The organism is Gordonia sp. N1V, assembly GCF_029269935.1.
GTDB classification, from domain to species: domain Bacteria; phylum Actinomycetota; class Actinomycetes; order Mycobacteriales; family Mycobacteriaceae; genus Gordonia; species Gordonia polyisoprenivorans.
The window spans coordinates 24,940-40,696 of record NZ_JARJDD010000013.1; the positions used below are offsets into that span (position 1 = coordinate 24,940).

18 protein-coding genes are annotated in these 15,757 nt (G+C 68.5%); 4 read left to right on the top strand and 14 right to left on the bottom strand.

Features of this window, described 5'->3' with window-relative positions:
- Positions 1–141: 141 nt before the first annotated feature.
- From mftD to mftA, 4 genes are all read right to left on the bottom strand, one after another.
- Complete coding sequence (gene mftD / locus P3L18_RS17165; protein ID WP_006367874.1) at positions 142–1,344, bottom strand: pre-mycofactocin synthase MftD; 1,203 nt, start codon at positions 1,342–1,344, stop codon at positions 142–144.
- A gap of 94 nt (positions 1,345–1,438) precedes the next feature.
- Positions 1,439–2,716: a mycofactocin radical SAM maturase gene (gene mftC, locus P3L18_RS17170; protein ID WP_006367873.1), complete on the bottom strand. Its 1,278-nt coding sequence runs from the start codon at positions 2,714–2,716 to the stop codon at positions 1,439–1,441.
- A gap of 55 nt (positions 2,717–2,771) precedes the next feature.
- Positions 2,772–3,122 carry a mycofactocin biosynthesis chaperone MftB gene (gene mftB / locus P3L18_RS17175; RefSeq protein WP_079930696.1) on the bottom strand — a complete coding sequence of 117 codons (351 nt, stop codon included), beginning with the start codon at positions 3,120–3,122 and terminating at the stop codon, positions 2,772–2,774.
- Positions 3,122–3,244 carry a mycofactocin precursor MftA gene (gene mftA, locus P3L18_RS17180; protein WP_006367871.1) on the bottom strand — a complete coding sequence of 41 codons (123 nt, stop codon included), beginning with the start codon at positions 3,242–3,244 and terminating at the stop codon, positions 3,122–3,124. The genes mftB and mftA overlap by 1 nt, the downstream gene beginning before the upstream one ends.
- 130 nt (positions 3,245–3,374) lie before the next feature.
- Between mftA and mftR the strand changes: the two genes are divergently transcribed.
- The 4 genes from mftR (at position 3,375) to P3L18_RS17200 (ending at position 7,202) form a co-directional block, all read left to right on the top strand.
- Positions 3,375–3,971 (top strand): mycofactocin system transcriptional regulator, encoded by a 597-nt coding sequence (gene mftR, locus P3L18_RS17185; protein WP_006367870.1) that lies wholly within the window; start codon positions 3,375–3,377, stop codon positions 3,969–3,971.
- A gap of 302 nt (positions 3,972–4,273) precedes the next feature.
- A complete protein-coding gene (locus P3L18_RS17190) occupies positions 4,274–5,344 on the top strand; it encodes a ferredoxin--NADP reductase (RefSeq protein ID WP_014361022.1) in 1,071 nt (356 codons plus the stop codon).
- A gap of 1 nt (position 5,345) precedes the next feature.
- On the top strand, positions 5,346–5,723 hold the full coding sequence (locus P3L18_RS17195; protein ID WP_006367868.1) for a DoxX-like family protein: 378 nt from the start codon (positions 5,346–5,348) through the stop codon (positions 5,721–5,723).
- Between the two features lie 123 nt (positions 5,724–5,846).
- Positions 5,847–7,202, top strand: coding sequence for a ClC family H(+)/Cl(-) exchange transporter (locus P3L18_RS17200; protein WP_276114759.1), 1,356 nt, complete (start codon positions 5,847–5,849; stop codon positions 7,200–7,202).
- Positions 7,203–7,230: 28 nt separating this feature from the next.
- Here P3L18_RS17200 and P3L18_RS17205 read toward each other — a convergent pair whose 3' ends face one another.
- The 10 genes from P3L18_RS17205 to P3L18_RS17250 all read right to left on the bottom strand — a co-directional run bounded on the left by P3L18_RS17205 (position 7,231) and on the right by P3L18_RS17250 (position 15,693).
- On the bottom strand, positions 7,231–7,926 hold the full coding sequence (locus tag P3L18_RS17205) for a DNA alkylation repair protein (protein WP_276114824.1): 696 nt from the start codon (positions 7,924–7,926) through the stop codon (positions 7,231–7,233).
- Between the two features lie 37 nt (positions 7,927–7,963).
- Positions 7,964–9,172: an FAD-dependent oxidoreductase gene (locus P3L18_RS17210; RefSeq protein WP_276114760.1), complete on the bottom strand. Its 1,209-nt coding sequence runs from the start codon at positions 9,170–9,172 to the stop codon at positions 7,964–7,966.
- Positions 9,173–9,237: 65 nt separating this feature from the next.
- Positions 9,238–9,864 carry a hypothetical protein gene (locus P3L18_RS17215; protein WP_276114761.1) on the bottom strand — a complete coding sequence of 209 codons (627 nt, stop codon included), beginning with the start codon at positions 9,862–9,864 and terminating at the stop codon, positions 9,238–9,240.
- Complete coding sequence (locus tag P3L18_RS17220; RefSeq protein ID WP_276114762.1) at positions 9,861–10,484, bottom strand: hypothetical protein; 624 nt, start codon at positions 10,482–10,484, stop codon at positions 9,861–9,863. Before P3L18_RS17220 ends, P3L18_RS17215 begins: the two co-directional genes overlap by 4 nt.
- Positions 10,481–10,999 (bottom strand): hypothetical protein, encoded by a 519-nt coding sequence (locus tag P3L18_RS17225; RefSeq protein ID WP_276114763.1) that lies wholly within the window; start codon positions 10,997–10,999, stop codon positions 10,481–10,483. Before P3L18_RS17225 ends, P3L18_RS17220 begins: the two co-directional genes overlap by 4 nt.
- Positions 10,996–11,592 carry a hypothetical protein gene (locus P3L18_RS17230; RefSeq protein WP_276114764.1) on the bottom strand — a complete coding sequence of 199 codons (597 nt, stop codon included), beginning with the start codon at positions 11,590–11,592 and terminating at the stop codon, positions 10,996–10,998. Before P3L18_RS17230 ends, P3L18_RS17225 begins: the two co-directional genes overlap by 4 nt.
- Positions 11,593–11,644: 52 nt before the next feature.
- Positions 11,645–12,511 (bottom strand): SDR family oxidoreductase, encoded by an 867-nt coding sequence (locus P3L18_RS17235; RefSeq protein WP_020170405.1) that lies wholly within the window; start codon positions 12,509–12,511, stop codon positions 11,645–11,647.
- Between the two features lie 63 nt (positions 12,512–12,574).
- Complete coding sequence (locus tag P3L18_RS17240; protein ID WP_006367858.1) at positions 12,575–13,198, bottom strand: TetR/AcrR family transcriptional regulator; 624 nt, start codon at positions 13,196–13,198, stop codon at positions 12,575–12,577.
- Positions 13,195–14,634 carry a cytochrome P450 gene (locus P3L18_RS17245; RefSeq protein WP_276114765.1) on the bottom strand — a complete coding sequence of 480 codons (1,440 nt, stop codon included), beginning with the start codon at positions 14,632–14,634 and terminating at the stop codon, positions 13,195–13,197. Before P3L18_RS17245 ends, P3L18_RS17240 begins: the two co-directional genes overlap by 4 nt.
- Positions 14,635–14,691: 57 nt before the next feature.
- Positions 14,692–15,693 carry an o-succinylbenzoate synthase gene (locus tag P3L18_RS17250; protein ID WP_276114766.1) on the bottom strand — a complete coding sequence of 334 codons (1,002 nt, stop codon included), beginning with the start codon at positions 15,691–15,693 and terminating at the stop codon, positions 14,692–14,694.
- Between the last annotated feature and the right edge of the window lie 64 nt (positions 15,694–15,757).

Sequence of the window (15,757 nt, forward strand, 5' to 3'; positions counted from 1 at the left end):
CCGTCGGCGGGATGCAGGGCGCCGTCGGCGAACAACAGAGCGCTGCCGGCGGGAACCGGCGGCGCTCTGTCTTTCGTAGCCCTGTTTCTGCGGCGTTCTTCCGAGCCCTGTTTCTGCGGCGTTCTTCCGACTCGGATTCGCTCAGATGCTGCCGAAGGAGCGATCGAAGTCCTCACCGATGATCAGGTCATCGCGCGAGAGTTCATGAACGCTCTTGTGGCCCAAGCCCATCACCACACCGTCGAGGCCCATGCGGAGCAGGTCGAGGACGTTCTCGACGCCCGCCTGACCGTTGGCCGCCAGGCCCCACAGGTAGGCGCGACCGATCATCACCGCGCGCGCCCCGAGCGCGAGTGCCTTGGCGACGTCGCTGCCGCGGCGGATGCCGCCGTCGAGCAGGACCTCGATCTGATCGCCGACCGCCTCGGCGATGCCCGGCAGGAGACGGATGGTGGCGGGGGTGCCGTCGAGGTTGTTGCCACCGTGGTTGGACACCGACAGCGCGGTCGCGCCGATGTCGACGGCTCGCTTCGCGTCGTCGAGGCGGGTGACGCCCTTGACCATGAACGGTCCGCCCCACTGTTCGCGCAGCCACTGCAAGTCGTCCCAGGTGGGCGGGGCGGTGCTCATCCACTCGCCGTAGGCACCGAAGAAGGTCGGTCCGGGCTGTCCCTTGCCCTTGGAGACGTTGGGCGCGGTCAGGTCGGGAATGATGATCTTGCCGTCGCGAATCCAGTCCATCGCATAGCGCGGCTTGACCGCGATCTCCGGCGCCAAGCGCAGGAGAGCCTTGAAGTCGACCTTCTCCGGGATCTCCGGGCTGCCCCAGTCGCGACCGATGTTGAACACCCAGTCGGTCGTGACGATCAGACCCTTCGCGCCGGCTTCCTTGGCGCGCATGGCACGCGCCAGGATCTCGTCGCGACTACCGAGCCAGTAGATCTGGAAGAAGATCTTGTCGTTGACCGCGGTGACCTCTTCGATCGGATGAGACGCGAAGCTGGACAGGCCCATTGCGGTACCGCGAGCTGCCGCGGCACGCGCCACCGCGACCTCGCCGTCGGGGTCGACGGCCTGTACGCCGGTGGGGCTGATCATCACCGGGAACGACAGGTCCTGGCCCATCACGGTGGTGGAGAGTTCGCGATCGGGCTGCGCGCCGATCACGTGCGGGGCGAACCCGATCTCGGAGTACGCGTCGACGTTGTCGCGCACCGTCACGCCGGCCTGGGTGCCGGCGATCAGCGAGGAGTACACCGATTTCGGCAGTCGCTTCTTGGCGCGGCGCTGCGCTTCGTGAACGGTTTCGAACCAGGGATTGCGGGCCCAGGGATTGGTGACCATTGTGTGTTCCTACCTATTTTCTTTACTTGTTCGTCGCAGCATCGAGTCACCCGGGCGCCCGGCCCGGGTGCTCGACGATCCGCCACGCGGGGTATTACAGGGCGAATCCCGCCAACGGGTTCTCATCACAGTTCTTCGACGGCGGGCCACCGATCGGGGTGATCTCCCCGTCGGGTTGCCGGGTCATCAATGTCAACGGGGTACCGCGTGAATGGTCTTTGTTCGCAGTCGGTTTGGCGCGCTCACCAGCCAGCAGCTCTTCGCCGTATCCCTGCACGCACTCGGGGTCGGGTCCGGCCAGCGGCAGTCCGGTGAAGAACTTGGCCGCCATGCAGCCGCCGCGGCAGGCGTCGAAATGGGCACAGCGCGTGCAGGCTCCGGCGTTCTGTGGCTCACGGAGCTCGGTGAAGAGGTCCGATTTCTGCCAGATCTGTTGGAAGCCACCGTCGGTGGTGATGTTGCCTGCGAGGAAGTTCTCGTGGATCGCGAACGGGCAGGCGTAGACGTCGCCGACCGGATCGATGAGGCACACCACGCGACCCGCGCCGCACAGATTCAGCCCGGGCAGGCCGGACCCGCCGGTCCCGCCGAACGCCGACAGGTGGAAGAACGAGTCGCCGGTGAGGACGTTCTCGCCGTGGGCGACGAGCCAGTCGTAGAGTTCGCGCTGCTGTTCGGGCAGCGGGTGCAGGTCGTCCCAGACGTCGGCGCCGCGGCCCGACGGGCGCAGCCGGGTGATGCGCAGAGTGGCGTTGTAGCGGTCGGCGAGAGCCTTGAACTCGTCGAGCTGCGCGACGTTCTGCCGTGTCATCACCACCGAGATCTTCGCGTCGGCGAATCCCGCCTCGTGGAGGTTCTCCAGCGCGCGCACGGCCATGTCGAACGAGCCGGGGCCACGCACGGCGTCGTTGACCTCCGCGGTCGCACCGTCCAGCGAGATCTGCACATCGACGTAATCCGACGCGGCCAGCCGCGCGGCGACCTTCTTGTCGATGCGTAAACCGTTGGTGGAGAACTTGACTCCCACCTGGTGGCTGGTGGCGTAGTCGACGAGTTCCCAGAAGTCCGGGCGCACCGTCGGCTCCCCGCCACCGATGTTGACGTAGAAGACCTGCATGCGCTGCAGTTCGTCGATGATCGCCTTGCACTGTTCGGTCGACAGCTCACGCGGGTCGCGCTTACCCGAGGACGACAGGCAGTGCACACATGCCAGGTTGCAGGCGTAGGTCAGCTCCCACGTCAGGCAGATCGGGGCGTCGAGCCCTTTCTCGAACTGATCGACCAGACGCCCGACCTTGGGGGGCGCACTGGGCTGCAGCGTCGGCATGGCGGCGAGTTCGGTTGCGGTGGGCGGCAACTCGAGTGTGGTCATCTTCGGGTCTCCTTGGGCTCGAGGAGCGGTGGTGGACGGTGGAGGAATGCGTCCGTCAGCGGCGGACGATCATCCCGGAGTCGGCCAGGGCGGTCAGCGCGTGCACATACAGCGCACGCTCGGCGGCTCCGATCCCGGCAGCAGCCAGGGCGGTCTCGGCGTCGTCATGCTCGGCGAGGGAGCGCACGATCCCGACGACGGTCAGGTTCTTGAGGAATGAGAGCTTGCGGGTACCGAAGTGATACAGCAACGCCCCGAAGGGTTCCGGGCGTAGTGCGACCTTGGGGTTGAGCTCCCAGGCGGCGTCGAGATCGAATGCGGACAGGGTGGCGGGGGTGTCGCGCCGGTCACCGGCGACCGCGGAGTCGCGGTCGCCGGCAACCGGAGCAGATGTCGGGGTGGACATCAGTAAACCCCGCACATCCCGTCGATCGAGACCTCTTCGACGAGGGACTCACCCACGAGCTCGGTCTCGACGTCGGCGGGAACCGACACGTCCTGAGCTGCCTTGGCTGTGTGATCGGCCATGATCCAGACCTCCTAATATTCGGGTAGTGATGTGGATCACCGATCACTATAATGGCACCGGGTGCAGAATTGCACCCCCCAGCCGAAAATTGACCAAACGGACAGGTACCGACCTGGTGAGAGAGGTCTGATGACGACCGAGAACGCGACGGCGCCGGGCCGGCGTCCGCGCACCAGCCGCGCACAGATCAGCGCGACCGCCATCGACCTGTTCACCACCGTCGGCTTCGAGGAAACCAGCGTCGACGACATCGCCGAGGCCGTCGGCATCGCGCGGCGCACACTGTTCCGGTACTTCCCGTCGAAGAACGCGATCCCGTGGGGCGAGTTCGACGTCCACCTCGACGACCTGCGCGCACTGCTCGCCGAGATCCCCGACGACCTCCCCATCGCCGAGGCCGTCACCCGGGCGCTGATCGCCTTCAACGAGGTGCCCGCGGAGTTCCTCGACGGCCACCGCCGACGCATGCAGCTACTCCTGGGAGTGCCGAGCCTGCAAGCACATTCGATGTTGATGTACGCCGACTGGCGCCACGTCATCGCCGAGTTCTGCGCCCACCGGCTCGGCCTGGACGAGGGCGATCACCTCCCGCAGACGATCGGCTGGCTGTGCCTGGGCACCGCCCTGGCCGCCTACGAACAATGGCTCGCCCATCCCGACGCCGACCTCGACGCGCTCATCCGCGCGGGGTGCGCGACGCTGGCCGCTGGGCTGCAGGGGTTGTGAGTGCTCATCGCACGCGATAGATCCCGCCACCGACTCGGCGGCGCTCGTGTGGTCCTCGATGCCGAGGTTCGCGATCGACGGGTTCGCCGAGCCAGCCCCGCGACTCGATCGCTGTCGGCGAGATACCGGGCGCCGTCGAGGAAATACCGGCGACACCGCCGCCACAGACCGCCCTCTACCCTGGAACCGATCGCCTTGCCGGTGTCGACAGCCCGACATCTAGGCTAGGCTCAAAGTAGAACGTGTTCTAGTTTTCGCACCTTCGACTCTTACACCTTCGACGACGCCAGGAGACCTGAGCCATGACCGGATCGGACACGACCGAACTGACGCCCCACGGCTCGCGCAGCGTGATCCTCACCGTGGCCGAGGTCATCGACGAGACCCACGACGCACGGTCGATCGTCTTCGAACTCCCCGACACGGCCAAAGAGGCGTTCACCCAGTACAAGTCGGGCCAGTTCCTCACCCTGCGCATCCCGAGTGAGCAGACCGGGTCGGTGGCCCGCTGCTATTCGCTGGCCTCCTCCCCCGCCCGCGACGAGTTGCCCAAGGTGACGGTCAAGCGCACCGTCGACGGCTACGGGTCGAACTGGGTGTGCGACAACCTCTCCGCGGGCTCGCAGATCGAGGTGCTGCCGCCGTCGGGGGTGTTCACCCCGCGGTCGGTCGACGAACCGCTCCTGCTGATCGCCGCGGGCAGCGGAGTGACCCCGGTGATGTCGATCCTCAAGACCGCGCTGGCGTCGGGGAGCGGCACCATCGTGTTCTTCTACGCCAACCGCAGCGCCGAGGACGTCATCTTCGCCGACGAACTGCGCGAGCTGCAGACCGCGCACGCCGACCGGCTGGTCCTGATCCACTGGCTCGAGACGCTGCAGGGCCTGCCCCGCGCGCAGTCCCTGGCGACGATCTTCGGCGCCTTCCGCGGTCACGCCGCCTACATGTGCGGCCCCGGCCCCTTCATGGACGCCGTGCACCAGGCGCTGCACACCGCGGGCTTCGCCCACCACGACGTGCACGCCGAGGTCTACAACTCACTCTCCGGTGATCCCTTCGCCGACGTCGTCCTCGACGAGGTGAGCGCCGAGGAGCAGGCCGACGCCGCCACGGTGGAGGTCGAACTCGACGGCGAAACCCACGAGCTGACCTGGCCCCGCAAACGCACCCTGATCGACATCATGCTCGAGGCCGGACTCGATGCGCCGTACTCGTGCCAGGAGGGTGAATGCGGTTCGTGCGCATGCACTCTCACCGACGGAACCGTCGAGATGGACAACGCGGGTGCGCTCGATCCCGAGGACATCGCCGACGGCTATATCCTCGGGTGTCAGGCCCATCCGACTTCCGACCGACTGCGAATCGAGTTCTGACGTGCTCTCACGCCTGTCCCCCATCCAGCTCGCCCGCACCCTTGCCGGGATGCTGCTGACCATCGGCACCCTGCACTTCGTGGCGCCGAAGCCGTTCGACGAGATCATCCCCGAGGAGATCCCCGCCGACCCGCGGATGCTGACCTATGCGTCCGGTGTCGCCGAGGTCGCCCTCGGCGTGGGACTTCTCGTCCCGGCCACCCGCAAGCCGTCCGCGGCTGCGGCCGCGGCACTGTTCGTCGCGGTGTACCCGGCCAACATCAACATGGTCCGGCTGTGGTGGCACAAGCCGGCGATCTACAAGGCGATCGCCCTCGGCCGGCTGCCACTGCAGTTCCCGATGATCGCCGCGGCAATCAAGGTGTTCCGCGCGTCCTGACGATCGAGAACGCCGTCGGCCACCCCTGGACGCGACCGTGCACCCGACCGAGATCTACCGTGGATCGGTGTCCGCGACCCGAAATACCCAGCCCGGTGATCACCAACGGCCCGGTGACGACGCGTGACGGCGCCGGACTCACCTGATCTCACACCGGAAACGCCCGAAGAGGACACCGGTGCACGGGTTCTCGTCTGGTTGACCATCGTCGCCGCGATCGCCGGTGCGATCACCGGCCTGGTCGGCGGGGCATTCCGGTGGCTGCTGATCCGCGCCGATCACCTGCGGGCCGACCTGATCGACTGGACCCACCATCACGGCCCGGCCGCCTGGCTGATACCCGTGGTGATCTCGGCCGCCGCGGCGCTCATCGCAGCGCTGATCACCCGATGGGAACCGCGCGCGTCCGGCAGCGGCATCCAACATGTGGAGGCCGTCGAACGCGGCGAGGCCGCACCACCGCCGCCCGCGGTCATCCCGGCCCGCTTCGTCGGCGGTTTGCTGGCGATCGGCGTCGGCGGGATGGTCCTCGGTCGAGAGGGCCCCACGGTGCACATGGGCGCCGCCATCGGCGCGCTCACCGGACGCGTGTGCCGCGCCACCCTGCGCGAGATCCGGGTTCTGCAGACCACGTTGTCAGGCGCCGGGCTCGCCGTCGCATTCAACGCACCGATCAGCGGCACCCTGTTCTGCATCGAGGAGATCGCCAAGACCGTCAAGGTGCGCTACGTCCTCTGGACGATGGCCGCGGTCGCCGCAGGCACCGTGTGCAGCCGCCTGATCGTCGGCAACCATCCCGACTTCGTCGTCCCGCAGGTCAATTCCGTTGCGTTGTCCTCACTTCCGGTGTTCGTCGTCTTCGGCGTCGTGGTCGGGCTGCTCGGCGTCGTCTACAACTGGCTGATCCGTGCGTGTCTGAGTGGCTTCGCGGCCATTGGGCGGGTGCCCGGCCCGGTGAAGGCCGCGATCATCGGAGCGGTCATCGGGGCGGTGCTGACCATCGACCCCGATCTCGGTGGCGGCGGTGACGATCTGACGCAGAACATCCTGTCCGGTCAGCATCTGGCCTTCTGGGCGATCGTGATGCTGCTGGCGATCCGCTTCGTCGCCGGTCCGGTGTCGTATTCGGCGGGCACGCCGGGTGGCATCTTCGCCCCCATGCTGGCGCTCGGCGCGATGACCGGTCTCATCTCCTCGCGGCTGATCGATCTGGTCTCGCCGGGCTACGGGCACGAGTTGTTGTTGCCACTGATGATCGTGGGCATGTCGTCGTTTTTCACCGCCGTGGTCCGGGCGCCGTTCACCGGTGCGGTGCTGGTGATGGAGATGACCTCGACGACCTCGGTCGCGGTGTCGGTGCTCGCCGCGGGGGCCGCGACGATGATCGTCGCCGAATTATTGCGTTCGCCGCCGATTTACGACGATCTGCGCGAACGGATGTTGCGGCAGTGGAAGGGCCACGAAGCCGAGGGCGTCTGAGGGATCGGTGCCGGACGGCCCGCGCGACTCACCGCAACGCGCGGTAGCGGGCGCGCATCGCGGGATCGAGATGCTCGATCGCATACCGCAGTGCGGTGCGTCCCATCGACGCCGCATGCTCGTCGAGATAGTCGGTGAGCGTTGACCTCTCGACGCGCTTGCCCATCTCGCGCAACATCCAACCCAGCGCTTTCTGGATGAGGTCACGCCGGTCGTCGACGACGAGCGGCGCCACCGCCAGCGTGGGGCGGGCATCGCCCTCGCGCAGGTGGGCGTGGGTGCCGACGATACCGACCCGCCGGTGCCACAGCCGTTCGTCGGCGGCGAGGTCGACGAGCGCGGAGTAGTCACCGATCCGTACACACCAGCGTCCGAGAACCGGTGCGGCCGAGGTGTCGACGAGATCCCAGTTGTTCACATACCCGTCGTCGACGGCCCGGCGGTAGTCGCCGACCCACGCGCGAGCGTCGGCGTCGTCGGCATACGCGGTCTCCTGCGCCATGAGAAGTAGTGCGAGAAACCGGATCTCGTGGACCGGTGAGCTCAGCAGCTCGCCCACCGCACCGCGGTCGATGCCGCGCCGGCGACGGGCGAGCGCGCGCAACTGCGGCACCGCTACCCCGACGAACTCGTCGCCCTCACCGTAACCACCGGGCCGAGCCTGCAGATAACGCGCGATACCCGCCGCCCGCTCTGGGTCGCCGAGCTCGCGGACCGCGGCGATCACCTGCGCGGCAACGGAATCCACGGCGACCGCGCGGTCAGAGAAGGTCAGCGACCGGTGTCGGGGTCTGCAACTTGGGGCGCGTCTTCATCACCGGACCCGCCTTGCCCGCGCCGACCACCCCGGTGAGGATTCCGTCGCGGCTGTAGTAGGCCAGGAACTTCGTGCCGTCGTCGGTGACGATGTGTACGTCGTCGTCGGCGCGCGGATGCCCGAGTGCCTGGATCTTCACCGCGAACTGGTCGCTCCAGAAGTAGGGCACCGCGGCGGTGATCGGCGCGCCCGCACTGCCGGCGATCTGATGGGCGACGACCGCAGCCTGTTCGACGGTGTGATTCCAGTGCTCGACACGACGCGCGGTGGGCGTCCCGTCGGCCCAGTTGGCGACGTCCCCGATCGCGTATACGTGCGGTGCGCTGGTCTTTCCGACGGCATCGCAGGCGATCCCACCACCGGTCTCACGCGGGGCGAACCCGATACCCGAGCCCTCGAGGTAGTCGGTGACCGGGATCGAGCCGATGCCGACGACGACGATGTCGGCGGGCAGTTCGGTGCCATCGGCCAGACGCACCGCCCGCACGGCACCCGAGTCGTCGCCGACGATCTCCGAAACCCCAATACCCGCACGAACATCGACCCCATTGGCGGTGTGCATCCGGGCCACCAGTGTCCCGATCGGTTCACCGAGCGCCTGCGCCAGCGGGGTCGGCGCCGGCTCGACGAGCGAGACCCGCACGCCGCGCTCGGTCAGGCTCGACGCGACTTCGCAGCCGATGAAGCCGGCACCGATGACGACGGCGGTCTGCGCACCGTCGATCTCCGAGCGCAGGGCGACCGCGTCGTCGAAGGTGCGCAGGGTGTGCACGCCCGCAAGGTGTTCGGCACCGGGGAAGGCCCGCGGGGCGAGTCCGGTGGCGAGCACCAGGACGTCGTAGGGGACGCTCTGGGTGGCGTCGGTATCGGGGCCATGCACGGTGACGGTTGCGGCCTGCGGGTCGACGGCGGTGACCCGTTGACCGAGTCGCAGGGTGATCGACGACTCGGTGTAGAACTCGGCCGGCTTGAGCTCGACGCGGTCGTCCTTGCCGAGCAGCACCGTCTTCGACAGCGGCGGCCGATCATAGGGGGCGTAGGGCTCGGCGCCGATCAGTGTGATCGGCTCCTCGTATCCGTTGGTGCGCAGGTTCTCTGCGAGGCGGATGGCCCCGAGTCCCGCACCGACCACCACGACACCTGCTGCACTCATCCTCGGTTCTCGCCCTCTCGTCGACGGTGCTGCCCGCGTCAGCGGATCGAATGTCGCTGCCCGCGTCAGCGGGTGACGTCCCCCACCGGTCGGACGTCGGCGAGCAGCCAGGTTCCGTTCACCTTACGCATGACCAACCACTTTTCGGTAGATGTATGTTCGCCGCCCACACCGGCTCCGGCTCCCGGCGCACTCGCGTCGGGCACCGTCACCGTCTGGTTGAGAAAGGCGAGCAGACGTGCGTCGTCGGCGTGGAATTCCCCGACCGCCATGCCGACCACATTCACCGTCATCTGCGCCGACGCGGCGACCGCATCCGGAAGGACGACATCGGCACGCTCGGCGTCGTATCGCGTGAGCAGCGGCTCGCTCAGATGGGCGCGCACCGCGTCGGGGGCCGGGGGGTGCTCCCCGCCGAAGGTCATCAGTGCGGTGACCGCGCTCGTCGCGGCCCGTTCGACGTCTGCACGGTCGGCGTCGGTGGGACGCGGGGTCTGCCGATACGCCTGGGTCCAGGCGACGGCGGCGACCACCAGCGCGGTCAGGGTCAGCGTCGCGATCGCCACCAGCAGTCGGCGTGCGCGACGCGACATCCGCGGCGGCGCGGCGAGCGGACGGATGCGGTGGTGCTGGGTCCAGGTGAGCCGGCGGCTCCGGGAGGATCGGACTCGGGGAACTCGGGACGTGCTCATGCCGGCACCGCCGAGTCGACGAGCCAGCCGGCGTCGGTGCGGGTCATCCCGACGGTGAGGGTGAGGCGGTCGGCCTGCGGATCCCCGCCGAGCAGAACGGGATTGGACGCCTGCACGACCACCAGTACCTCGGCGCGGGAACCGGGATCGTCGGACCCGGGATCGGTGACGAGCCCGGCCGAGAGCACCCGTCCGGCACTGGGCGCGGTCTGGGCGGCGACGGCGGCGGACAGGGCCGCACCGGCCTGTTCGAGACGCGTTTTCTGCGCGCCGGTGCTCAGGGCGAGGACCCGCTCGACGTAGGCCTCGGCGTGTGCCGGGTCCGACGTCAGCATGCTCGTGGTGGCCGATCGGGCCGCCGCGAGGACCTCGTCGTCGAGGTCGGTGCGCTCGGTCGCCCGGTGATCGAGCACCGCGAGCGTGCTCGCGACGATGATCAGCACCACCGCCACGAGCGCGGCCACCACAAGCGCGCGACGCACCCGGCGCGAGCGTGCCACCGCGCGTGCCCGCAGGTCGTCGGCGGCGGCGATCCGCGCGAGGCGGGCGGCGCGCAGGGCGTGTGTCACCCGCTCCTGCGCGAGTCGTTCCCGAGCGGTGGGGTCGGTCGGCGGAGTCACGACACCACCTCCGCGTCGCGCAACAGCCACCGTCCGTCGCGGAGCACGAATCCCGCGCGGAGCGTGAGTTTTTCGGTACTCTGTTGTCCCGTTCCGGTGCGGGTCAGCACGGTCGCGCGGATCAGGGCGTCACCGTCCTCGCGACCGGTGTCGATGATCGCGACCGTGTCGGGATGCCACCGGACCGACGCCGTGCCCGCGGGCGGGGCGCGATGCAGTTGCGCGGCGAACGATCCGGCGAAGTCCCCGGCCACCAGGGTGCGGGCGCGAGCCCGATCGGTCTGCCAGGTGGCGCTATCGACGGAGAACACCTGCGCGACGATCGCACCGGCATGAGCACGCAGCGAGTCCCGATTGTCGGCGGTCCGTCGCTGATCGGACAACGACGTCGCGGTGGCGATCACCACGGCCACCAGTGCGGCGATCACCACGACCGCCACCGCCGCGGCGATCAGCGCAGCGCCGGGTGCGACGATGCGGTCACGGGTGGCAGGGGTGCGCAGCGGAATTCTCATGGGAGGTATTGCACCGCCGCGACCTTGAGCCGTCCGGAATCGTCGGTGACGGCCAGCCGCAACCGGAAGGTGCGGTCGGCCACGGCCTGCCCGGTCTGCTGATAGCCCACCGTCGCCGCGACGAGCACCACGGCGGAATCGGTGGTGCGCGTGACGATTCCGGTGCCGTCGATGGTGGCACTCGCCGCGGTTCCACTGCGCCGGACGAATGCGGTGTAGGAGTCCGCCGATTGTGCGAATTCGTCGTAGAAGGCACCGGTCGCATCATTGAGTACCGACCGAACCCGTTGCGGTGCAGTCGGATCAGGGCTCAACAGCTCCGCGACGACGTCGGTGGCGACGTCGGTGAAATCGGCATCGGTCCAGGAATTCGCGGCGCGCACCCACGCCGCCACACCGAATCCCGCGACCACCAGTGCAGCGGTCACGACCAGCGCGGAGGCCGTCCACCACCATCGCGACAGCGGAACGATCCGACCGTTCGCCCGGCGCACCTCGTCGAGATCGTCGACCGCGCGCCGCAACTCGCGGCGGGCCGCCCGGTCCGCCCGGATCGACGGGGATGCCGATGTCGGCGGTGTCGGCCACGGCATCGTCAACGCCTCCTTGCCAGCACCGCACGATCATAACGCGGGGCCGTGACGCTCAGGATGTCGCGCGCCCCCGCATGCGGGCGTCGTAGTCGGCGCGGCCGGCCGAGTCGTAGTCGAGGAAGATCCGGTCGAGTCCGGTGCGTCGGCGCGTCAGACGTTTGAACGCCTGCGGGAAGACGGGATTGGCGTCCACCCACCGCATCGCCCGCGGGGCGGCCACACGGGTGCGTGGCTCGGCGATGACCCCGACGACGGCGGCGGCCACGACCTCGGGTTCGACGGTCTGGATGTAGCGATTGGTCGCCAGGCCCGAGATCAGGCCGGTGCGGGTGAAGGTCGGCATCACGGTGCTCACCCGCACGCCGTGGTCGGACAGTTCGGCGTCGAGGGCCTCGGAGAACTCGATGACCCCCGATTTCGCGGCGTTGTAGACGGCCAAACCCGGCATCGGAAGCCGGCCGGCAACCGAGGCGATGTTGACGATCTGCCCGGACCGTCGGGCCGTCATTCGTTGCGCGGCAAGCTGACTGCCGGTGATGACACCGATCAGGTCGATGTCGAAGGTCCGGCGGATCAACGCGTCGTCGAACTCGAGGAAGGACCCGACGGGCATGATCCCGGCGTTGTTGATCAGCACATCCACCGGCCCCAGACGCTGCTCGACCTCGTCGAGGAAGGCGGCAAAGCTCGCCCGGTCGGTGACGTCGACCTCGACCCCCTCCACCCCGAGGTCGGCGGCGGCCTTGGCCAGGACCTCGTTGTCGACGTCGCCGATCGCCACCCGCGCCCCGGCGTCGAGGAGTTGACGGGCGGTCTCCAGGCCGATACCGCGTGCGCCGCCGGTGATCACCACGACCTTGTCGGCCAGCCGGGCCCGCACCTCGTCATGCCCGATGCGACCGAATCGGTTGCTGCGCATACTCATCGACTACTCCCCCTTGGTGAGATCACGTACTGACTTCGGTTGTGCCGCCCGGGGCGGTCACCAGATCATCGGTGCGAGGAACTTCTCCGCGAACGCTCGCACCCGGTCCGGCTCCTGCCGCGCCTCGTCGGAGGCCGGTGTCTCCAGGAACGAGATGACCAGGCGCACATGGATTTCGACGGCCTCGAGCAGATCCTCGTCGGGCATCTGCGCACCGGCGGTGCGCAGAGTCGCGGCGACGCGTCCGGTGGCGACGTCGATGAACAGGGCGGTCACCGAGGCGGTGATCGGCGCCATGTCGTGGTCGGTCAGCACGAGCCGGCGCATCAGGGGTTCGTCGGAGATCATCGCCGCGCCCGCGGCGAAGGCCTCGATGACCGCCTCACGCGGGCCGAGGCCGCGGACCGCGTCGACCAGCCGGGCCATGCCGCGTTCGTAGAGTTCCTCGGCGACGCCGAGCAGCAGCGCCTCCTTGTTGGGGAACCGCCGATACAGCGTGGACCGGGAGACCCCGGCGCGTTTGGCGACCTCGTCGACGTTCGCGCGGCGCACCCCGACCTCGGTGAACTCCGCCTCGGCGGCGGCGATGATCGCGCTGTTCTGATCGGCGGGGCTGTCGGTGTTGCGGACCTTGCGGCGACGGCCCTGCTCGGCGTGGGTGCCCGGCGCGCCCGGGGTCATCGCAACCCCCGAACGGTGACCGGCAGCCCGTCCTTGGGTACCGGTAGTGCGCTGTAGTCCATCGGGAGCGTGTATCCCGCGGGGACCGACCACTCGTACCCGCGCAGCAGGTGATGCATGATCGTCTTGATTTCCATTTGTCCAAAATACAGACCGATGCATTTGTGGACCCCCGCACCGAACGGAATCCAGGCCATCCGATGCGACTTGTCCTCGGCGCGTTCGGGGCCGAAACGATCAGGGTCGAACACCCCGGGCTCCGTGTAGAGCTCGGGGTCACGATGATTGGTCAGCTGCGGAACACTGACCATCGTCCCCTCCGGTACGAAGAACCCCTGAATCGAGGTGTCCTTGACCGCGATTCGCGGTTGGGCGGGTACCGGCGGGCACATCCGCAACGACTCCTTCATCACCCGGTCGAGCACGTCGAGACGGCCGAGGTCGTCATAGCCCATGTCGGGGCCGAGTGCGTTGGACTCGGCGCGCGCCCGCTCCTGCCAGTGTGGGTCGGCGGCCATCCGGTAGGCCATCTGGGTCATCGTGATCGTCGAGGTGTCGTGCGCGGCCATCAGGACGAAGATCATGTGATTCACGACGTCCTCGTCGGAGAATCGGTGTCCCTCGTCGCTGCGCGCATGACAGAGCACCGAGAACAGATCGGGGGTCTCACGCGCCCGCTTGGCGGGCAGGGTGGCGTAGAAGAACTCCTCGAGCACCTTGCGGCTGCGCAATCCCTTCCACCACCGGCCGCCGGGAACCGGCTTGCGCACGTAGGCAACTCCGGCACGCACGGTCTCGACGAAGGCCTTGTTGAGCGTGGCGGCCTCGTCGGCGGACAGGTCGACGCCGAGGAAGACCTCGAGCGCGACGTCGAGGGTCAACGACTTGAACCGATCGAACAGGTGGACACGCCCCGTCGGGAAGCGGGTCATCGCCTCGGCGATCATCGGCGACATCTCCTGCAGGTAGCCCTTGAGCATCGTCGGCGCGAAGGCCTGCTGCATGATGCGCCGGTGGTGGCGGTGCTCCTCGAAGTCGAGGAGCATCACCCCGCGGTTGAAGAAGGGGCCGATGAAGTAGCTCCAGGCGGGACCGTTGGCGAACGCCCGATCGGAGTTCATCAGGATCTCCGCGGCCGCATCGGGGCCTGCGGCGGTGACCATCCGAATCCCCAGCGCGCTCATGCCGGAGATGAGACCCAACTCGGCGCGACGACGTTCGGCGAATCCGAAGGGATCGCGACGCATCGACATGATCTCGAGGATGCCGTTGCGATGTGCGCACGGAATCGCCTGCAGATCGCTGCCGGGTGGCGGTGGCGCGAGGATCGGTGACTTCCCGGCCGAGCGCACCCGAGACACCGACGAGGACGCCGTCAGGGCAGCACCCTGAGCCTGCGCGAGTCCACCCCGCTCCTGTGAGCCGCACAACACCATGGAACAAACTCTACGATATGTCTCTATCGACTGTCACCCTCCGGCCGGGAAACTCCCTCAGCCGAGTCGGTGCCCGCGTGCGGTCAGGACCGCGTGAGCGCGCCGCAACCGCTCGTGCCACCACCGCCGGCGGTCCTCGGCGGCGCACAGCGTCGACGGAACGTCGAGGTCACCGGGCCCGAACCACTGTGGCCGCAGATGACCGTCGTCCGGGGTGCCACCGTCCGGGGTGCCACCGTCAGCGACGTCTCCGGTGAACAACGAGCCGGTGCCGAGACCACAGGCGAACGGTAGCTCGGGCAGCGCCGCAGCCGCCGCCACGCCGGCGGCGATGCCGACCGCGGAGTCCAGCGCACTCGAGATCACCACGGGCAGACCGATTTCCTCGGCCAGGGTGAGCACGGCCCGCATGCCGCCCAGCGGCGCCACCTTGAGCACCGCGATGTCGGCGGCCTCGGCGGCGACCACCCGCATCGGGTCGGCGGCCTTGCGGATCGACTCGTCGGCGGCGATCGGCACGTCGACCGCCCGACGCACCGCAGCCAACTCCTCGACGGTGGCGCACGGCTGCTCGGCGTACTCGAGGTCACCGATCGCGCGCAATGCCGTGATCGCCTGCGCCACATCCCACTTCCCGTTCGCATCGACGCGGACGCGGCCGATGAGCTCGCGCGTGGCAGCAACCCGCGCGACGTCGTCGTCGAGGGTCTGCCCCGGTTCGGCGACCTTCACCTTGGCGGTGCGCGCGCCGGGGAAACGGGCGAGGATCCCCGCGACCTCCGATGCGGGGACCGCCGGCACGGTCGCATTGACGGCGATCCGATCACGACGTTCGGGGGGTGGTCCGAGATACGCCGCCTCGATGCCCGCCGCGAGCCACGCCGCGGACTCCTCGTCGTCGTACTCGACGAACGGCCCGAATTCACCCCAGCCCGCCGGCCCCTCGACGATCATCACCTCGCGCGTGGTGATACCCCGGAAACGGGTGCGCATGGGCAGGCTGAGCACCACCGCATGCTCGAGCAACTCCTCCGGCGTCGGCAACCTCTGACCGGTCACGATCCTCCTCCCTGGCCAGACCGATGAAACAAATCTGGAAACTCGTTCCTTCGTGCGATAAGGT

Bases quoted from the DNA above. Each gene is read 5' to 3' on its own strand.
- mftD (WP_006367874.1), bottom strand. From the start codon at position 1,344: ATGGTCACCAATCCCTGGGCCCGCAATCCCTGGTTCGAAACCGTTCAC.
- mftC (WP_006367873.1), bottom strand. From the start codon at position 2,716: ATGACCACACTCGAGTTGCCGCCCACCGCAACCGAACTCGCCGCCATG.
- mftB (WP_079930696.1), bottom strand. From the start codon at position 3,122: ATGTCCACCCCGACATCTGCTCCGGTTGCCGGCGACCGCGACTCCGCG.
- mftA (WP_006367871.1), bottom strand. From the start codon at position 3,244: ATGGCCGATCACACAGCCAAGGCAGCTCAGGACGTGTCGGTTCCCGCC.
- mftR (WP_006367870.1), top strand. From the start codon at position 3,375: ATGACGACCGAGAACGCGACGGCGCCGGGCCGGCGTCCGCGCACCAGC.
- P3L18_RS17190 (WP_014361022.1), top strand. From the start codon at position 4,274: ATGACCGGATCGGACACGACCGAACTGACGCCCCACGGCTCGCGCAGC.
- P3L18_RS17210 (WP_276114760.1), bottom strand. From the start codon at position 9,172: ATGAGTGCAGCAGGTGTCGTGGTGGTCGGTGCGGGACTCGGGGCCATC.
- P3L18_RS17215 (WP_276114761.1), bottom strand. From the start codon at position 9,864: ATGAGCACGTCCCGAGTTCCCCGAGTCCGATCCTCCCGGAGCCGCCGG.
- P3L18_RS17225 (WP_276114763.1), bottom strand. From the start codon at position 10,999: ATGAGAATTCCGCTGCGCACCCCTGCCACCCGTGACCGCATCGTCGCA.
- P3L18_RS17230 (WP_276114764.1), bottom strand. From the start codon at position 11,592: ATGCCGTGGCCGACACCGCCGACATCGGCATCCCCGTCGATCCGGGCG.
- P3L18_RS17235 (WP_020170405.1), bottom strand. From the start codon at position 12,511: ATGCGCAGCAACCGATTCGGTCGCATCGGGCATGACGAGGTGCGGGCC.
- P3L18_RS17240 (WP_006367858.1), bottom strand. From the start codon at position 13,198: ATGACCCCGGGCGCGCCGGGCACCCACGCCGAGCAGGGCCGTCGCCGC.
- P3L18_RS17245 (WP_276114765.1), bottom strand. From the start codon at position 14,634: ATGGTGTTGTGCGGCTCACAGGAGCGGGGTGGACTCGCGCAGGCTCAG.